Origin of the sequence: Bacteroides sp. AM41-16 (assembly GCF_003603495.1) — a bacterium.
Classification (GTDB): Bacteria; Bacteroidota; Bacteroidia; order Bacteroidales; family Bacteroidaceae; genus Bacteroides; species Bacteroides uniformis.
In genome coordinates this window covers 191804-210389 of record NZ_QTNE01000006.1, presented here as the reverse complement: position 1 = coordinate 210389, position 18586 = coordinate 191804, and the positions used below count along the sequence as shown (strand labels likewise).

The 18586-nt window shown below is 48.3% G+C and carries 9 protein-coding genes and 1 pseudogene; 7 read left to right on the top strand and 3 right to left on the bottom strand.

Going from position 1 to position 18586, the window contains the following annotated elements; genetic code table 11:
• Window positions 1-172: 172 nt before the first annotated feature.
• The 7 genes and pseudogenes from DW896_RS08010 to DW896_RS07975 all read left to right on the top strand — a co-directional run.
• Window positions 173-3184 (top strand): annotated as a pseudogene (locus tag DW896_RS08010) (SusC/RagA family TonB-linked outer membrane protein); the annotation flags it as partial.
• A 25-nt stretch (window positions 3185-3209) separates the two neighbouring features.
• Window positions 3210-4838 carry a RagB/SusD family nutrient uptake outer membrane protein gene (locus DW896_RS08005; RefSeq protein WP_227224418.1) on the top strand — a complete coding sequence of 543 codons (1629 nt, stop codon included), beginning with the start codon at window positions 3210-3212 and terminating at the stop codon, window positions 4836-4838.
• A gap of 31 nt (window positions 4839-4869) precedes the next feature.
• Window positions 4870-5646 (top strand): hypothetical protein, encoded by a 777-nt coding sequence (locus DW896_RS08000; protein WP_008665763.1) that lies wholly within the window; start codon window positions 4870-4872, stop codon window positions 5644-5646.
• 187 nt (window positions 5647-5833) lie between these two features.
• Window positions 5834-7090, top strand: a complete 1257-nt coding sequence (gene hflX / locus DW896_RS07995; protein WP_005824258.1) for a GTPase HflX — start codon at window positions 5834-5836, stop codon at window positions 7088-7090.
• Between the two features lie 108 nt (window positions 7091-7198).
• On the top strand, window positions 7199-9190 hold the full coding sequence (locus tag DW896_RS07990) for a DUF4954 family protein (protein ID WP_005824256.1): 1992 nt from the start codon (window positions 7199-7201) through the stop codon (window positions 9188-9190).
• Window positions 9191-9322: 132 nt separating this feature from the next.
• Entirely contained in the window at window positions 9323-10963 is a 1641-nt protein-coding gene (locus DW896_RS07985) for a fumarate hydratase (protein ID WP_005824254.1), read from the top strand.
• Between the two features lie 371 nt (window positions 10964-11334).
• On the top strand, window positions 11335-12492 hold the full coding sequence (locus DW896_RS07975; protein WP_008665758.1) for an acyltransferase: 1158 nt from the start codon (window positions 11335-11337) through the stop codon (window positions 12490-12492).
• 47 nt (window positions 12493-12539) lie between these two features.
• Here the strand turns inward: DW896_RS07975 and DW896_RS07970 are convergent, their stop codons facing one another.
• From DW896_RS07970 to DW896_RS07960, 3 genes are read right to left on the bottom strand one after another with little or no spacing between them, the layout of a single operon-like run.
• Window positions 12540-14180 carry an amino acid permease gene (locus tag DW896_RS07970; protein WP_008665757.1) on the bottom strand — a complete coding sequence of 547 codons (1641 nt, stop codon included), beginning with the start codon at window positions 14178-14180 and terminating at the stop codon, window positions 12540-12542.
• Window positions 14181-14228: 48 nt separating this feature from the next.
• Window positions 14229-15554 carry a TolC family protein gene (locus tag DW896_RS07965; RefSeq protein ID WP_022402284.1) on the bottom strand — a complete coding sequence of 442 codons (1326 nt, stop codon included), beginning with the start codon at window positions 15552-15554 and terminating at the stop codon, window positions 14229-14231.
• Window positions 15551-18583, bottom strand: a complete 3033-nt coding sequence (locus tag DW896_RS07960; protein ID WP_022402285.1) for an efflux RND transporter permease subunit — start codon at window positions 18581-18583, stop codon at window positions 15551-15553. Before DW896_RS07960 ends, DW896_RS07965 begins: the two co-directional genes overlap by 4 nt.
• Window positions 18584-18586 lie beyond the last annotated feature (3 nt).

Below are 18586 nucleotides of genomic sequence, written 5' to 3'. Positions count from 1 at the left end.
AACGTAAAGCTGCTTAGCCATTATCTCAAATTTTAACGAACTATTGTATCACAGCAGTAAGGTTTTATACATTGTACCCCTATACATACACCTTGTGAGAAAGGAAATTTCGCTATAGTGATTTCTATTACATGGTATAATCGCTTGATTATTAATAAAATAAGAATGTTGTAGTTCCGCGAAAACTCTGGTAATTTCGTATATTGGTATGCAGACCCAGGAGGTGGCAATAAAATCCAGCGTAAAAGTGGTGATGAAGTCTGATACTGAGATGCTTGATGAGGTAATGGTGGTTGCTTTCGGTACAGCAAAGAAGTCTGCATTTACGGGTTCGGCTAAGGTGGTTGGTACCGAAAAGCTGGAGCAGTCGCAAGTGACGAATGTTACTGATGCCTTGGCAGGTGCTGTGCCGGGTGTGACACTGACTTCCAATGACGGTGCTCCGGGTTCAAAGTCATCCATCAAGATTCGTGGTTTTAGCTCAATCAATGCAAAGAATGACCCTCTGATTATTGTGGACGGCGCTCCTTATAGCGGTGATATTAATAATATCAATCCTAACGACGTTGAGTCAATGACAGTATTGAAGGATGCGGCTTCCAATGCTCTTTACGGTGCTCGTGGTGCTAATGGTGTAATTATCATCACTACCAAAAGGGCCAATATGTCGGGAGAGGCTAAGGTGACTTTTGATGCTAAGTGGGGTGCTAACACTCGAGCGTTGCAGAAATATGAAGTGATTGACAATCCTGGCATGTACTACGAGATGCATTATCGTGCCATGAACAATTATTATAAGTCAACGGGAATGAATGACCAAGCTGCATGGCTTGAGGCAAACAAGAATCTGTTTGGCTCCAACGGTGGATTGGGATACAATGTATATACAGTTCCCGATGGGCAATTCCTCATCGGTCAGAACGGTAAACTTAATCCCAACGCCACATTGGGTAGAGTTGTGAATTATAAAGGACGTGACTATCTGCTGACTCCGGATGATTGGGAAGATGTGGGAATGCGTACCGGTCTGCGTCAGGAATACAACTTCTCGGTGAGCGCAGCCAATGAAAAGTCCTCTTTCTATGTTTCTTTAGGTTATCTTGGAAATGAGGGTATCACTGAAGGCTCTGACCTGAAACGTTTGACAGGCCGTTTGAAAGCCGACTATCAGGCAAAGAAGTGGTTGAAGATTGGTGGTAATATGGGATATGCACGTTTTGATTCTAACTCGTTGAGTAACAATGGTACCAGTTCGTCTACCGGTAATATATGGGCGTTTGTTACCCAAATGGCTCCCATCTATCCCGCCTACGTGCGCAATGCTGACGGCAGCATCATGGTGGATAATAATGGTATTGGAATGATGGACTACGGTAGTGGTATCAATGCAGGTATGCAGCGTCCTTTCATTGCTGATGCCAACCCTATTCTAGACAATAAACTAAATACCAGAAACTCTGAAGGAAATGCCATTAACGGCAACGCCTTTGTAGATATAACTCCTATAGAAGGCCTGAAGGTGACATTCAATGGTGCTTTCAACTTGGATGAGACACGTCATAGTTACGTTTACAATCCTTACTACGGGCAGTTCGACTCCACTGGCGGTACAGTGAGTAAGTATCATACACGTACTTACGATTACAACCTGCAACAACTTGTTTCTTATGCCCGTTCGTTTGGCGACAATAACTTCGATATTCTTTTAGGTCACGAATATTATGATTATCGCTACTATGAACTTGGGGCCAGCAAGTCGCAGATGTTCTCTCAAGGCAATAAGGAATTGGACGGTGCCATTATCGACGGACAAGGTGCTTCTTCCTATAAAGAGCGTCGTAACAATGAAGGTTTCTTCGGCCGTTTGCAATACAATTATGACGAACGCATCTTCGGCTCGGCTTCTTTGCGTCGTGATGCTTCCAGCCGTTTCCATCCGGACCATCGCTGGGGTACATTCTGGTCGGTAGGCGGTGCGTGGCTTATCAACAAAGAAAGCTGGTTTGATGCTTCATGGGTGCAGGAACTGAAGCTGAAGGCTTCTATTGGTTCACAAGGTAATGACAATATCGGTGACTTCCTCTATACGGATAGATTTAACATTATCAACTCTAACAACAGCCTTGGTACTTCATTTAAATCTAAGGGCACTAAAGACATCACTTGGGAAACCAACACTAACTTCAATATCGGTGCAGAGTTCCAGTTGTGGAACCGTGTAACCGGTAGCATTGAGTACTACAGACGTAAGACTTCGGATATGTTGTTCTCATTTACCGTGGCTCCATCATTGGGTTATGCTTCCTATATGGACAACGTTGGTAACATGGTCAATAGTGGTGTGGAAATGGACTTCAATGTGAATATCTTCGATACACGTAACTTTACGTGGGATGTGAATGTGAACATTTCAACCTTGAAGAACCGTATTACGATGCTTGATCCTGATAAGTTGATTACTACTGAGTATACAGCTGATGGAAAAGGATATAAGGGCTATTCTAACGGAAGCTTCTTCATTGGTGAGGATTTGTCTATGTTTACATGGCGCTTGAAGGAGTATGCCGGAGTGAATGAAAAGGGTGAGTCTTTGTTCTATAAGAATGTCAAGGACGAGGCCGGCAATATCACCGGACGTGAAACGACTACGAATCATGCTCAGGCTGACTATTACATCACAGAGGAAAGCTCAATACCTAAGGTGTATGGTGGTTTCGGTACCAAACTGAAAGTATATGGCGTGGACTTCGGCATAAACTTCACTTACCAGATTGGTGGTAAGCAATATGATGGTACGTATGCTTACTTTATGTCGTCACCTTATGGTACGGCTGGTTACAACTACCATAAGGATTTGCTGAACTCATGGACTCCTGAGAACACAAATACTAATATCCCTCGTTTCCAGATGAACGACCAATATTCAGGGGCAATGTCTACGCGCTTCTTGACAAATGCGAGCTTCTTGAATATCCAGAATATTAATGTGGGCTACACGTTACCTTCCAAGTGGACAAGAAAGTTGGCCATCAACTCATTGCGCGTGTATATGTCGGCAGAAAATGTTTTCTATTGGTCTAAACGTAAAGGGTTCGACCCACGTCAGTCATACGACGAGACAACCAATGCTACTTTCTATTCACCGATGCGTACCATCTCCGGTGGTGTGTCATTTGAGTTCTAAACCTAATATATAGATTACAATGATTATGAAGAAGAATATATTCAAACTATTTTCGGCTATGGTCGTATCGGCCACGGTATTGACCGGCTGTATAGAAGAGGTTTTCCCCGAAGATTCTACAGCGACCTCCGATCAGATTGGTGCATCGGCTACAGCAATTGAGGCTTCGCTTAATGGCTTGCCATCGCAAATGGTACAGGGTTATCTGGTGTACGGTAAGCAAACCCATGAGACCGACCTTGCTTATCCCTCATTGATGTTGGCCCAGACAGAACTGCTGGGTGATGTTGTGGCTACAGATTACGGGTATGACTGGTGGTGGCGCTTCAATGCCAATAATGGTATGAACGACACCGGCTATTATTCATATTTGCCTTACTTCACCCTATATAAGTTCGTTAAATCGGCCAATGACGTGATTGCGGCCGTTGATGTGACTGATCCCACAATTACCGATGAAATGCGTGGACTTGGAAGTATAGCCCATGCTTTCCGTGCATTGGACTATTATACGCTGATGGTACTTTTCGAACCGGTAGAAAATATCTATACCGATTGTAGCAAGGTACTGGGGCTGACGGTGCCCATTGTGACTGAGGCGACAACTAACGACATTGCGAAGAGCAATCCGCGTGCAACGCACGAAGAATTGGTGAATTTTATTCTTGCCGACCTTGACAAGGCAGAGATCGGTCTGGAGTCTTATACACCTGTCAGTAAGAACTTCCCTGACTTGGCGGTCGTATATGGTCTGAAGGCCAAGGTATATATGTGGGATGGTCAGTTTGCTAAAGCAGCCGAGTATGCCCGCAAGGCTATTGATAAGTCGGGAGCAACACCTATGAGCGAATCACAGTGGCATAATCCCACTACCGGTTTCAATACGGCTACTTCTGCATGGATGTGGTACCTTCACCCCACGGCTTCCAATATGGGTAATCTTGCTAATTTCATTGGTCACATTTCCAATGAAGCGGATTGGGGATATGCTTCTTTGTCTAAGCTCCAGATGGCACGTTCACTTTATGACGCGATTCCTGCTACCGATTTCCGCAAATATTCTTACCTTGACCCGGACAGAAGTACTTACGCTTACCAGTCAGTGAGAGGCAATGCATGGCTGGATGAACAACCGGATTATATGTCATTGAAGTTCCGCCCCGTGGGTGGTGACTATAACACTTATTCTGTGGGTGCGGCTGCAGATATTCCCGTGATGCGTGTGGAAGAGATGTATCTCATAGAGGCTGAAGCAGTAGGTGCCAGCCAGAATGTGGCAGCAGGCGTACAGTTGTTGAATAACTTTATGAAGCAGTACCGCCAGAGCAATTACAATTTCAGTACGGGTGATTTGCGTAATTTCCAACTTGAGGTGTTGAAGCAGATGCGTATCGAGTTCTGGGGTGAGGGAATCGCATTCCCTACGGCTAAACGTCTGAAACCGGATGTCATTCAGAATTATGAGGGTACCAACTTTATAGAAGATATCTTCAAGATAAACTGTAAAGGTGTGAAGCCCAATTGGACATTGATGATTCCTAAGACCGAAGTCGATTCAAATACCGCCCTTCAGGGAATGAACAATCCGGACCCGTCCGGTGCTATTGCTAAACGTCCTACTCCGATAGGGGAGTTTGCACCGGGTAACAATTAACCAATGAACTAACTTTTAATAGAATTTGTATATGAATAAGATATTCAATAAATTGTTTTTGGGCTTGGCCGTATGCGGTTTGGCTATGACGGCTTGTTCAGACGGTGTGGAGTGGGAGCCTTCTCCGGTTCCTACCGAGGGTGTACAAGCTTATATTTATGCTGATAACACTGATTTGACTTATTATCCGAATGATGAACAGTTTTTTGTGGTCAAAATCGGCCGTCAGAAAACAGATGCGGCTGCATCTATCCACTTGACTACAGATGCAGAGAACGTAACAGTGCCGACAACGGTTGATTTTGCTGCCGGTGAAGCACTCAAAGAAGTAAAGATTGCGTTTGACATAGCTGTGGGTACTACTGCATCTTATACTATTGCCATTCCTGAGGAAGATTCCTATGTTTATGGCTCACCCAAGGTGACGGTCAATATAAAGCGTGACTATACTTGGCTCAATATAGGTACAGGCTACTATGCATCTCAATTATTTGGCGAGGGTTGGGATCAACCTGTACTGAAGGCTAAAGAGGCTAATATCTATAAGCTGGAAGATTGCATTACGAAAGGATATCCCATCATGTTTACGTTAAGCGATGACAATCAAGAACTGATAGGTTGGGATCCTCAACCTACTGGTTATGACAAGACGGACTATGGTATGCTATATTTTGCAGCTGCAGGTATGGAGCGTAAAGGGAACGTGTTGTCTTTCCCGATGCAGGGCTTAGTAATACTTGACGGTGGTAAATGGGGAGTACTGTATCAGGGATTCACGGAAACGTTGGAGATGCCGGAAGGGTTCTGATTATCCTGGCAATTAGATAACATGTAATTTGAAATGGCATGTAAGATGAAGTTCGACTTCATTTTACATGCCATTTTTCTATTGTATCTGTTTTTATTTTATTCCCCTTTTTAAGGCGCTTCCGCCAAAATTATTTATATTTGCTGCCCGAACCAACAATACGTATATATAATAAGGTATAGAAACTATGAAAGAATTTGTAATCTCCGAAGCGCAGGCAGAAACAGCGGTATTGGTAGGTCTTGTCACGAAGACTCAGGATGAGCGTAAGACCAATGAATACCTGGACGAGCTTGCATTCTTGGCTGAGACAGCCGGGGCGGAAGTAGTGAAGCGGTTTACCCAAAAGCTGGATGCAGCGCATTCCGTGACTTATGTCGGCAAGGGCAAGCTGGAAGAAATTAAAGAGTATATCCGGAATGAAGAAGAAGCCGAACGCGAAATCGGCATGGTGATTTTTGATGATGAACTCTCCGCCAAGCAGATACGCAATATAGAAGCTGAACTCAAAATCAAGATACTGGACCGTACGTCCTTGATTCTCGATATCTTTGCCATGCGTGCCCAGACTGCCAATGCAAAAACGCAGGTGGAGCTGGCGCAGTATAAGTACATGCTCCCCCGTCTGCAACGTTTGTGGACCCACTTGGAACGCCAGGGTGGTGGCTCCGGTGCCGGTGGAGGTAAAGGTTCCGTGGGACTTCGCGGTCCGGGTGAAACGCAGCTGGAAATGGACCGCCGTATCATCTTGAACCGTATGTCATTGTTGAAGGAGCGTTTGGCTGAGATTGACAAGCAGAAGTCTACCCAGCGGAAGAACCGCGGACGCTTGATTCGTGTGGCATTGGTGGGATATACCAATGTAGGAAAATCCACATTGATGACTTTGCTTTCGAAAAGTGAAGTCTTTGCAGAGAATAAGCTGTTTGCCACGTTGGATACTACGGTGCGTAAGGTGATTATTGAGAACCTGCCGTTCCTGCTATCCGATACGGTGGGCTTTATCCGTAAATTGCCGACGGATTTGGTAGACTCCTTCAAGTCTACTCTGGATGAGGTACGCGAGGCGGACTTGCTGTTGCATATCGTAGACATCTCTCATCCGGATTTTGAAGAACAGATAGAAGTTGTGAACAAGACGTTGGCAGATATCGGTGCCGCCGGTAAGCCCATGATTCTTGTATTCAATAAGATAGACGCTTATACTTATATAGAGAAAGCGGCTGACGACCTTACCCCCAGAACCAAGGAAAACTTGACACTCGAAGAACTGATGAAGACGTGGATGGCTAAGATGGAGGATAACTGCCTCTTTATTTCTGCCCGCGAAAAAATCAATATGGAGGAACTGAAGAGTGTAGTTTATCAGCGTGTGAAGGAATTGCACGTGCAGAAGTACCCCTATAATGACTTTCTTTATCAGACCTACGAAGAAGAAGTTTAATTTTAGTTATGAGTTATAAGTTATGAGTTATTTGCTGGCAGCGGTTTGAATCGGTAGTGCCGGCAAAGGCAATAACTTATAACTCATAACTCATAACTCGTTATAAGGATGAATTACAGAAGACTGACCGAAGATGAAATTCTCCGGTTGAAGAGCCAGTCATGTCTGGCTGATGATTGGGGGAAAGTAACCGTTGCAGAAGAGTTCTCAACGGAATTTGTGCATCATACCCGTTTTTCGGGTGAGGTGTGTTTGGGAGTGTTCCATTCAGAATTTATGTTGCCGGGAGGAATCAGGAAGCATTCCGGTTTGCGGCATGTGACGCTGCATAATGTAACGGTGGGAGATAACTGTTGCATTGAGAATATCCAGAACTACATTGCCAATTATGAAATAGGGCATGACACCTTCATTGAGAATGTGGATATTATTCTGGTAGACGGTGTGTCGAAGTTCGGTAACGGGGTAGAAGTGTCTGTCCTGAATGAGACGGGAGGCCGTGAGGTGCTGATTAATGATAAACTCTCCGCACACCAAGCCTATATTCTGGCGCTTTACCGCCATCGCCCGGAGCTGATTGCACGGATGAAGGAAATCACGGATTTTTATTCCAACAAACATGCTTCTGCTGTAGGAAGCATCGGGAACCATGTAATGATATTGAACACCGGTTCCATAAAGAATGTGCGCATCGGTGATTATTGCCGCATCTGTGGTACATGCCGTCTGTATAACGGAAGCATCAACAGCAACGAGGTGGCGCCGGTACACATCGGGCATGGGGTGATTTGTGATGATTTCATCATCTCTACCGGGTCTCATGTAGATGACGGAGCTATGCTGAGCCGCTGCTTCGTGGGGCAGGCATGCAAGTTGGGACACAACTACTCTGCCTCGGATTCTTTGTTTTTCAGCAACTGCCAGGGAGAGAACGGGGAGGCGTGCGCTATTTTTGCCGGACCCTATACGGTAACCCACCATAAGTCTACGTTGCTGATTGCCGGTATGTTTTCCTTTATGAATGCCGGTTCGGGGTCCAATCAGAGTAACCATATGTATAAGTTAGGACCTATCCATCAAGGCACTTTGGAACGTGGTGCCAAGACGACTTCCGATTCGTACATCCTATGGCCTGCAAGGGTAGGGGCATTCTCTTTGGTAATGGGGCGCCATGTCAACCATTCTGATACTTCGAACCTGCCGTTCTCTTACTTGATAGAGCAGAATAATACCACCTACCTTGTACCCGGTGTCAACCTGCGTAGTGTGGGTACCATCCGTGATGCCCAGAAGTGGCCGAAACGTGACGGGCGTACCGACCCGAACAAACTGGATTACATCAACTATAATCTTCTCAGCCCCTACACGGTGCAGAAAATGTTCAAGGGACGGGAAACGTTGCAGAATCTGCGTCATGCCAGTGGCGAGCTTTCGGATATCTATTCTTTCCATAGTGCGAAGATACGTAACTCGGCTTTGGTGAAAGGTATCCGCTTCTATGAAATAGCCATTCATAAGTTCCTCGGAAACTCTGTCATCAAGCGCTTGGAAGGCATTGACTTCCGGAGCAATGAAGAAATACGTGCCCGTTTGAAGCCCGATACTGCCATTGGCAGCGGCGAATGGGTGGATATTTCCGGATTGATAGCCCCAAAGAGTGAGATAGATGCGCTGATAGACGGTATTGAGTCCGGCAAAGTCAATCGCTTGAAGTCTATCAATGCCGAGTTTGAGAAGATGCACAGCAACTACTATACCTACGAATGGACCTGGGCGTATGAGAAGTTGGAAGAGTTCTATGGTATCAAGCCGGAAGGTATGACGGCAGAAGACGTCATACATATTGTCGAAAAATGGAAAGAAGCAGTAGTTGGCCTCGACCGCATGGTGTATGAGGATGCTAAGAAAGAATTTTCACTGGCTTCCATGACGGGCTTTGGAGCTGACGGCTCACGCTTGGAAAAGGAACTCGATTTTGAGCAGGTACGCGGCGACTTTGAAAGCAATCCGTTTGTAATGGCTGTGCTGAAACACATTGAGGTGAAGACGGCGCTGGGCGATGAACTGATAGGGCGGATGCAGCGGGTGTCAGAAAATTAATTATGATTTGTTGCGTTTTTACTCTAATTAAAGAATTATTTCAATAATAGTTTTTACCTTTGCTCGGTAAAGGCGATTTTGTGCTGCCTTTGCTACCCGAATCACTTTTAAACATTAAATATACGAGTAATTATGGCAACAACACCTCCGTTCAAGTATCAGCCCATGTTCGAGAAGGGGAAAGATACTACTGAGTATTATCTGCTTACAAAAGATTACGTGTCAGTAAGCGAGTTTGAAGGAAAACCTATCCTGAAGATTGAAAAAGAAGGTTTGACGGCAATGGCCAATGCGGCTTTCCGTGATGTATCGTTCATGTTGCGTCGTTCGCACAACGAGCAGGTTGCTAAGATTCTGAGTGACCCCGAAGCAAGCGATAACGATAAATACGTGGCACTCACCTTCCTGCGCAATGCAGAGGTAGCATCCAAGGGGGTACTTCCTTTCTGCCAGGATACGGGTACGGCAATCATCCACGGCGAAAAGGGACAACAAGTATGGACCGGCTACTGTGATGAAGAAGCTCTCTCACTGGGTGTTTACAAGACTTATACCGAAGAGAACCTGCGCTATTCGCAGAATGCTCCCCTCACCATGTACGATGAGGTGAATACGAAGTGCAACCTTCCCGCACAGATTGACATCGAAGCTACGGAAGGTATGGAGTACGAGTTCCTCTGCGTAACCAAGGGTGGTGGCTCTGCCAACAAGACTTATCTCTACCAGGAGACAAAGGCTATCCTCAACCCCGAAACATTGGTTCCCTTCCTTATCTCAAAAATCAAGACTTTGGGTACGGCAGCTTGTCCTCCCTATCACATCGCATTCGTTATCGGCGGTACCTCTGCCGAAAAGAACTTGCTGACTGTGAAACTGGCTTCCACCCACTTCTACGATAACCTACCCACTACCGGCAATGAGTTCGGCCGCGCTTTCCGCGATGTGGAACTGGAGAAGCTGGTACTGGAAGAAGCTCATAAGATTGGCCTCGGTGCCCAGTTCGGCGGCAAGTATCTGGCTCACGACATCCGCATCATCCGCCTGCCGCGTCACGGTGCGTCCTGTCCCGTGGGTCTGGGTGTTTCCTGCTCTGCCGACCGTAACATCAAGTGTAAAATCAATAAAGAAGGTATCTGGATTGAAAAGCTCGACAGCAATCCGGGTGAACTGATTCCCGAAGAACTCCGTAAGGCCGGTGAAGGCGACGTGGTGAAGATTGACTTGAACCAGCCGATGGCCGATATTCTGAAGGAACTGACCAAGTATCCGGTTTCCACCCGTTTGTCTCTGAATGGAACCATTATCGTAGGCCGTGACATCGCACACGCCAAGCTGAAAGAACGTCTGGACCGTGGCGAAGACCTGCCGCAGTACATCAAAGACCATCCCATCTACTACGCCGGTCCTGCCAAGACTCCTCAAGGCATGGCTTGCGGCTCCATGGGCCCGACTACTGCCGGACGTATGGACCCGTATGTAGACCTCTTCCAAAGCCACGGCGGCAGCATGATTATGCTTGCCAAAGGTAACCGCAGCCAGCAAGTGACAGATGCCTGCCAAAAGTATGGTGGTTTCTACTTGGGCTCTATCGGTGGTCCTGCCGCTATCTTGGCACAGAACAACATCAAGAGCATTGAGTGCGTGGAATATCCCGAACTCGGTATGGAAGCTATCTGGAAGATTGAGGTGGAGAACTTCCCTGCATTCATCTTGGTGGACGATAAGGGCAACGACTTCTTCAAGCAACTGAAGCCCTGGAATTGCAGCAAGTAAAACAGAAGCCTTTTAGAAAGGCATAATATAAGGAAAGCCGTAACGGAGAAAATCTTGTTACGGCTTTTTTGTTTTGTAGAGGAAAACAAAGTGTTTCGCGGCATAGAACACTCTGTTTCATCAAGCAAAACAAACTGTTCCTTTATGTTGAAACAAATTGTTTCTTCCTATTGAAACAAACTGTTCTTTCATGTTGGAACAAATTGTTCTTCCCTATTGGAACACTCTGTTCTGCCTTGATAAAACAGATTGTTCTCTATAGGAGAATAAAACTGAAACTCGTTTGTTGTCGTATTTTTGTTACATTCTCCTTTTCATTTCTCGGTTAACTTCTTTATCTTTAGCCCTCCAAACAACCAATTTAATAAAACATGGAACTGACTCTTACACGACAAACTCCGGCACAACACATCGTATGGCTGGATGTGGTACGCCTTGTTGCAATGTTTACAGTAGTTTGCTGCCATTGCACAGACCCTTTTAACTTCTATCCGGGCACATCGCCCGACATTGTTGACATCAAGTTCTGGGGAGCTGTCTACGGTGCGGCGCTCCGTCCTTGCGTACCGCTTTTTGTAATGATTACCGGTGCATTGCTGTTGCCGGTACGGGGTGACGCCTCGGCATTCTACAAGAAACGTATCCCCCGCGTATTCTTTCCTTTCTTCATCTGGTCTGTGATTTACAATCTGTTCCCCTGGATAACGGGACTGCTGGGAGTGGAGCCGAAAGTGATTCTGGATTTCTTCCCTTATTCGGGTGAGGAAGTGATGCGCCAGTCTCTGGCAGTGAGCCTGGGATATATTGCAGAAATGCCTTTTAATTTCTCTCTATTGGATGTACACATGTGGTATATCTATCTGCTGATAGGGCTTTATCTCTATCTTCCGATATTCTCGGCATGGGTGGAGAAGGCCTCGGAACGTGCCAAACTATGGTTTCTTGCAGCATGGGGAGTGACACTGCTGCTGCCTTATTATACCGAGTTTGCCGCTCCGTACCTTTGGGGGACTTGCTCGTGGAACTCGTTCGGTATGCTGTATTACTTTGCCGGTTTTAACGGCTACCTATTGTTGGGCCATTATCTGAGGAACCATAACTGGACGGGCCGGCAACTCTGTGGCATCGGCATTCCCATGTTTGCCATTGGCTATGCCGTAACATTCCTTGGTTTCCGTCGTATGACCTCCTTGCCGGATTTTACGGATGAGATGCTCGAACTCTTCTTCACCTACTGTTCGCTGAATGTAGTAATGATGACTATCCCCGTGTTTATGCTTTGCAAGCGGGCCAATTTCCGTTCGGAGCGCATCAAGAAAGCATTGGCAAACTTGACGCTCTGTGGTTTTGGAGTCTATATGATACACTATTTCTTTACCGGACCGAGCGTAGTCCTGATGCGTGCTATCCATGTTCCTATCTATCTTCAGATACCTTGTGCCGCAGTCGTCGCTTTCTGTACTTCCTGGTTTCTGGTGGCAATGGCATACCGTTGTTTCGGGAAGCGGACCAAGTGGGTGCTGGGGTAGTTTGGATGAAAGATTGTTTATCTTTAAAGGAGGAGATTTAGGGCTTATTATTTCCTCCAGATTCTCCACATATAGTAAGCGCAGTGCGTGAATGCGAAAACAAACGAGATAATCAGCAGCACTTTGCTTTCTCCCCATCCCACAGTCTGTTGGTGCCACAGTCCGGTGATGACACAAAGAACGGCAAGGATAAGTCCAATCATGTTCAAGGCCACCTGCCCGTGGCGGGTGTCGCCTCCATGCTCCAGCTTACTGTGCTTCATGCCGTAGCCCACGTAGATGTCCAGACCGATGAGCATCCACAGTACCAGGCGTATCCATGTATCGGCAGGAAGGAACAGCATCATGCAAAGGCAAGTAAGAATACCCAGTATGGGGATAAGTGGAACAAGTGGGGTTTTAAAGGAACGGGGCACGTCAGGCATGGTTCTGCGTACTACCAGTACAGCGGCACAGACCAGCGTGAAGGCCATCAGCGTGCCGATGCTTGTCATCTCTCCGGCCAGCCGTGCGGGTACAAAAGCTGCCAGCAGGCCCACAAGTACCATGAAGAGCAGGTTGCTGCGTGCCGGAGTACGGAACTTTTCGTTGATATGCGAGAAGAAAGGAGGCAGCAGCCCGTCGTGGCTCATGCTTAGGAATACGCGGCTCTGTCCCAGCAGTGTCACCATGATGACGGAGCAATATCCGAACAGAATGGACAGTACGATGGCACGGTTCAGCCAGGGATAGTCCGGCTGGATGATACCTGCCGCATCAGCCTGCCCCATGTGCTCTATGGCTATGGCAACGGGAGCAATACCTTGCTGTCCGCTGAAGGCGGTGTAGTGTGCCACTCCCGTCATGACGTGGGCAAAAACCATATAGAGCACGGTGCATACCAGCAGGGAGACCAGAATGCCGATAGGCATGTTCCGCTTCGGGTTCTTCGTCTCTTGGGCGGCTGTGCTCACGGCGTCGAATCCGAGGAAGGCGAAGAATACGATGGCCGCCCCTCGCAGGATGCCGGAGAATCCATATTCGCCCAGTACGCCCGTATTGGCAGGGATGTAAGGTGTATAGTTGTCGGTATTGATGTATTTCCAGCCGAGTATGACAAAAATCAGTATGACGGAAACCTTCAGGAATACAATGAAGCCGTTGAAGATGGAGCTGCCTTCCGTACCCCGTATCAGGAAGAGGCTCATCAGCACGACGATAAGGAAGGCGGGGATATTTACGACTCCACCATCCCAGGGACAGGCGGTGAGGGCTTGCGGTAGATGTATGTCCAGTCCCTCGAGAAAGACGACCAGATAGCGGCTCCAACTGATGCTTACCGTGGTTGCGGCTACGGTGTATTCCAATACCAGGTCCCACCCGATAATCCAGGCGATGAGTTCGCCCATCGTGGCATACGAGTAGGTGTATGCGCTGCCGGCTACGGGTATCATGGATGCAAATTCCGCATAACATAGTCCGGCGAAGCAGCATCCCAGTGCGGCAATGGCAAAGGACAGGGTGATGGCCGGTCCCGTATAGCCTGCCGCCACCGTTCCGGTGATGGAGAATAGACCCGCTCCGATGATGACTCCCACGCCCAGGGCAACAAGGCTCCACGGACCAAGTACACGTTTCAATGTTTTCTTTCCGGAGGCATTCGCCTCCGCTTGCAGTGCCTCGAATGGCTTTCTGATGAATAATCCCATTGTGCTTTAATTCTGATAAATCGGGCGTAAAGGTACGGATTATATTGCTTATTCCATATAGCGCGCTACTTTTCCACTGATTTGCAGTAGGGAGATTTCACATAATTTGGTATCATATTCCGCGGAGAGAATACGTTCTTCTGCATCCAGCAGACTCTTTTGGGCTTCGCGCATCTCGATTCCCGAGAGGTTGCCCAGCATATATCGTTCCATGGCAATCTCGTGGTTCTCCTTGGCAGCCACAAGGTTCTGGCGTTCCAGGTTCAGCATTTGCAGGTTGTTTTGGTAGGCCTGCCATAGGTTGCTGAGGTCGGCGCGCAGGGCCTGCTCCAGTTGCTCCCGTTCCAGGCGAGCATTCTGTACGGCAATGCGGGCATTCTTGCGTTCGCGGCGCCGGTTGCCGTCGAACAGATTGAAGCCGACCGTGACGCCGAAGTTCAGACCGAGGTTGCTGCGGCGGCTGTTGGCAGAGATGTCATACTTGTTGAGGGTGTAGCCGTATCCGCCGTTCATCTTCACGTATGGGTAGTCGCGCGAGCAGACTTTCTTGTAGTCCAGACGGGCCAGGGTATTGTTCTGTTCGGCACGTAGCAGTGAGGCGTTGATGGTGAGGGTGGCGTTCCACAGCTCCTCGAAGTTCAGGGAGGCGGTCACGTTGATGAGGCTGTCTTGTATGATAAACGGCTGGTCTACATCTTTGTTTGCCATGAGTTCGTTCAGCTGGATACGTGAGGTGTGCAGCAGTTCCTGCTGTTTCATGTATTGGGCACTGTCGGCATTGAAGTCCACTTTGGCCTGCTGGTAGTCCAGGCGCGAGAAGTTACCGATGTGGTAACGCTCTTCCACAATGCGCAGGCGCTCTTTGGATAGCGATACGGCATAACGGAAGTTCTTCAAGCGGATTTTTTGCTGCACATAGTTATAGTATTCGGCGGCTATGTTGGCTATCAGGTCCTCGATGGCGATGCGCGTATTGGTCTCGCCTTGGCGTTCCAGCTCCTTGAGCCGTTGGTAGTTGGCGGTAATGTTGAAACCGTCGAAGATGGTCCAGTTCAGGTTGATGCCTGCATCGAGAGTTTGGTCAAACACTCCGTTGTCCTTGGTTGTCTCTCCGGTGGCTCGGGCTTTGGTCTCGGTATTGTCTATGGTTCCCTTGTAGCCGGCGGAGAGGCCCAGTGTGGGCAGGTAGCCCGCATTGCCCAGTGTGGCGTTGTTCTTGCTGACCTGCTCTTCATTGCGGACAATGCGCAGGGAGTAGTTGTTCAGCAATCCTTGCTCCAGGCAGGACTTCAAGGTGTAGGTAGGCGCAGGCTGTGCATAAAGGCCCAGCGCTGTGCAGGCAGTGGCTATGAAAATTAAAACAATGCGTTTCATTCGGTCTTCAGTTTACTTCGGTTCGTTGATACATAACTATATATGGCAGGCACGATGTACATCGTCAGCAGTGTGGAGATGAGCATGCCGCCTACGACGGCAGTACCCATGGCGATGCGCTGGTTGCAGCCTTCGCCGGTGGCGAATGCCAGTGGTATCAGTCCCAGGATGGTGGAGGCACTCGTCATCAGGATGGGGCGCAGACGTTGCAGGGAGGCGTCCTTGATGGCTCGCATCTTGTCTTCACCCGCTTCCTGCTTCTGATTGGCGAACTCCACAATCAGGATACCGTTCTTTGCTACCAGACCAATCAGCATGATGATGCCAATCTGGCTGAATATATTCATCGTGATGTCTCCGAAATACATGAATACCAGCGCGCCGGCAATGGCGAGAGGCACCGTCAGCATGATAATCAGCGGGTCTTTGAAGCTCTCGAACTGGGCGGCCAGAATCAGGTAAATCAGCACGATGGCAAGGATGAAGGCGAACATCAGACTGGAGGAGCTTTCGCGATACTCCTTGGAGTCTCCGGTCAGTGCGGTACGGAAGGTCTCGTCCAGTGTCTCCTTGGCAATCTTGTCCATTTCGTCCAGTCCTTGCCCGATGGTCTTCCCGTCGGCAAGCCCCGCGGAGATGGTGGCGGACACGAAACGGTTGTAACGGTACAGTTTCGGAGGGGCGATACCGCCGGTCAGCTCTATCAGGTTGTCCAGCTGCACCATGTTCCCGTTGTCGCTTCGGATATAGATACCTTTCAGGTCGGCGGGCTTGTTGCGTTGCTGGCGGTTGATTTCGCCCAATATCTCGTATTGCTTTCCGTTCATGTAGAAGTAGCCCATACGCTGTCCGCTCAAGCCGTATTGCAGAGTTTGGGCAATGTTCTTGGTGCTTACGCCCATGATACTCGCCTTGTCACGGTTGATGTTGATGCGCGCTTCAGGCTTGCTGAACTTCAGGTTTACGTCTGCCATCTGGAATACCGGATTTTCGTAGACCTTCGTCATGAACTTGGGGAGCACCTCCTGCAATTTCTCGATATTAGTTGCCTGCAATACATACTGCACGGGCATACCGCCGCGCCGTCCTCCGAATGAGGAGGACTGCTGTACGAAAGAGCGTGCCATGGTCTTTTTCTGCACTGCCTTCGACAACTTTTCGGCAACCTCCATCTGGGTATAGTCACGGTCTTTCATGTCTTTCAGTGTGATACGTACGTTACCGCTACCACTGGATACACGCGCTGTTACCGCTTCTGCATCCGGGATAATGGAGTCCACCAGATGATTGATGTCTTCGGTATAGTCGCGGATATATTCGTAAGTCACTCCTTCGGCACCCATTGTATTGATACTGATTTGCGAACGGTCCTCCAATGGCGCCATTTCAGCCGGGATAGTATTCCAAAGGACTCCGATAAGCAGGATGGTGACGATGGTGAAGGGCAGGGCAATCCAGCGCCGTTTCAGGAAGGCGGCCAGTGACTGGCTGTATACCCGGTTCATCCCTTCGAAGAAAGGTTCGGTCTTGCGATAGAACCAGCTCTGCTGTTCCCTTTTGATTAAAAGTTTGGTGGCAAGCATCGGCGTAAAAGTCAATGCGGCGAAGGAGGAGATAATCACCGAACCGGAGACCACGATACTGAATTCGCGGAACAGTCGTCCTGTCGTACCGTCCATGAATACAATAGGGAAGAATACCGCCACCAGCGTAATGGTAGTGGAGATGACGGCAAAGAAAATCTCCTTGGCTCCTTCTATGCCGGCTTCTTTCGGTGGCATCCCTTTCTCGATGCGGACATAAATGTTCTCCGTCATCACGATGGCGTCGTCCACCACCAAGCCCACGGCAAGCACCACGGCAAGCATGGAGAGCACATTGATGGAGAAACCGGCCAGATACATGACGAAGAAAGCTCCAATCAGCGAAACGGGGATTACAATACATGGCACAAGCGTCACACGCCAATCGCGCAAGAAGAGGAAAATGATGATGATAACCAGTACAAAGGCCTCATACACCGTCTGCTTCACCTCGTCGATAGAAGCGCGGATAAACTTGGTATTGTCAAAACCGTAGTTGTAATGAACATCTTCGGGAAGGTCTTTCTTCATCTTCTCCATGCGGTCATATACGGCGTTGGCTATTTCAATGTGGTTGGCACCCGGCTGCGGAATTACTACGACACCTACCATGGGCACACCGTTCATCTTCATATAACTTTTGATGTCGGCTGGTCCCAGTTCGGCACGTCCAATGTCGCTGAAGCGGACAATACGGTTACCGTCTTCCTTCAGGATAAGATTGTTGAACTCTTCGGCTGTATGCATCAGACCCAACGTACGGATGGTGAGCTCGGTAGTGTTTCCTTCGATACTTCCGGAAGGGAGCTCTACGTTTTCGTTGTCCACCGCATTCTTTACATCCAGAGGAGTGATTCCATAGCCGGACATCTTGATGGGGTCCAGCCAAAGCCGCATGGAATAGCGCTTTTCTCCCCAGATGCTTACACTACTTACATCTGAAATAGTCTGAAGCTGCTCCTTGACAGTCAGGTCGGCTATTTCACTGAGCTCCAGTAGGGAACGTTTGTCGCTTTGGAGGGCAACCATTAGGATAGGGGTGGCGTCCGCATCGGCTTTTGATACGGTAGGAGGGTCACAGTCACGAGGCAGATAGCGTTGTGCACGCGACACTTTATCACGTACGTCGTTGGCGGCGGTTTCCAGGTCAACGGAAAGCTCAAACTCTACTGTAATGCGTGATGAGCCTTGCTGGCTGACACTGGAGAGGGAGCGTATGCCGGGAATACCGTTGATGTTCTGCTCCAGAGGCTCCGTTATCTGGTTCTCGATGACATCGGCGTTGGCACCCGGATAGGAGCAGGATACTGATATGATGGGATTGTCTACAGATGGGTACTCGCGTACACCCAGATAATTGTAGCCGATGAAGCCAAACAGCAGGATTATCAGGGTAAGTACTGTCGAGAGTACCGGTCGCCGTATACTTAATTCGGATATATTCATTCT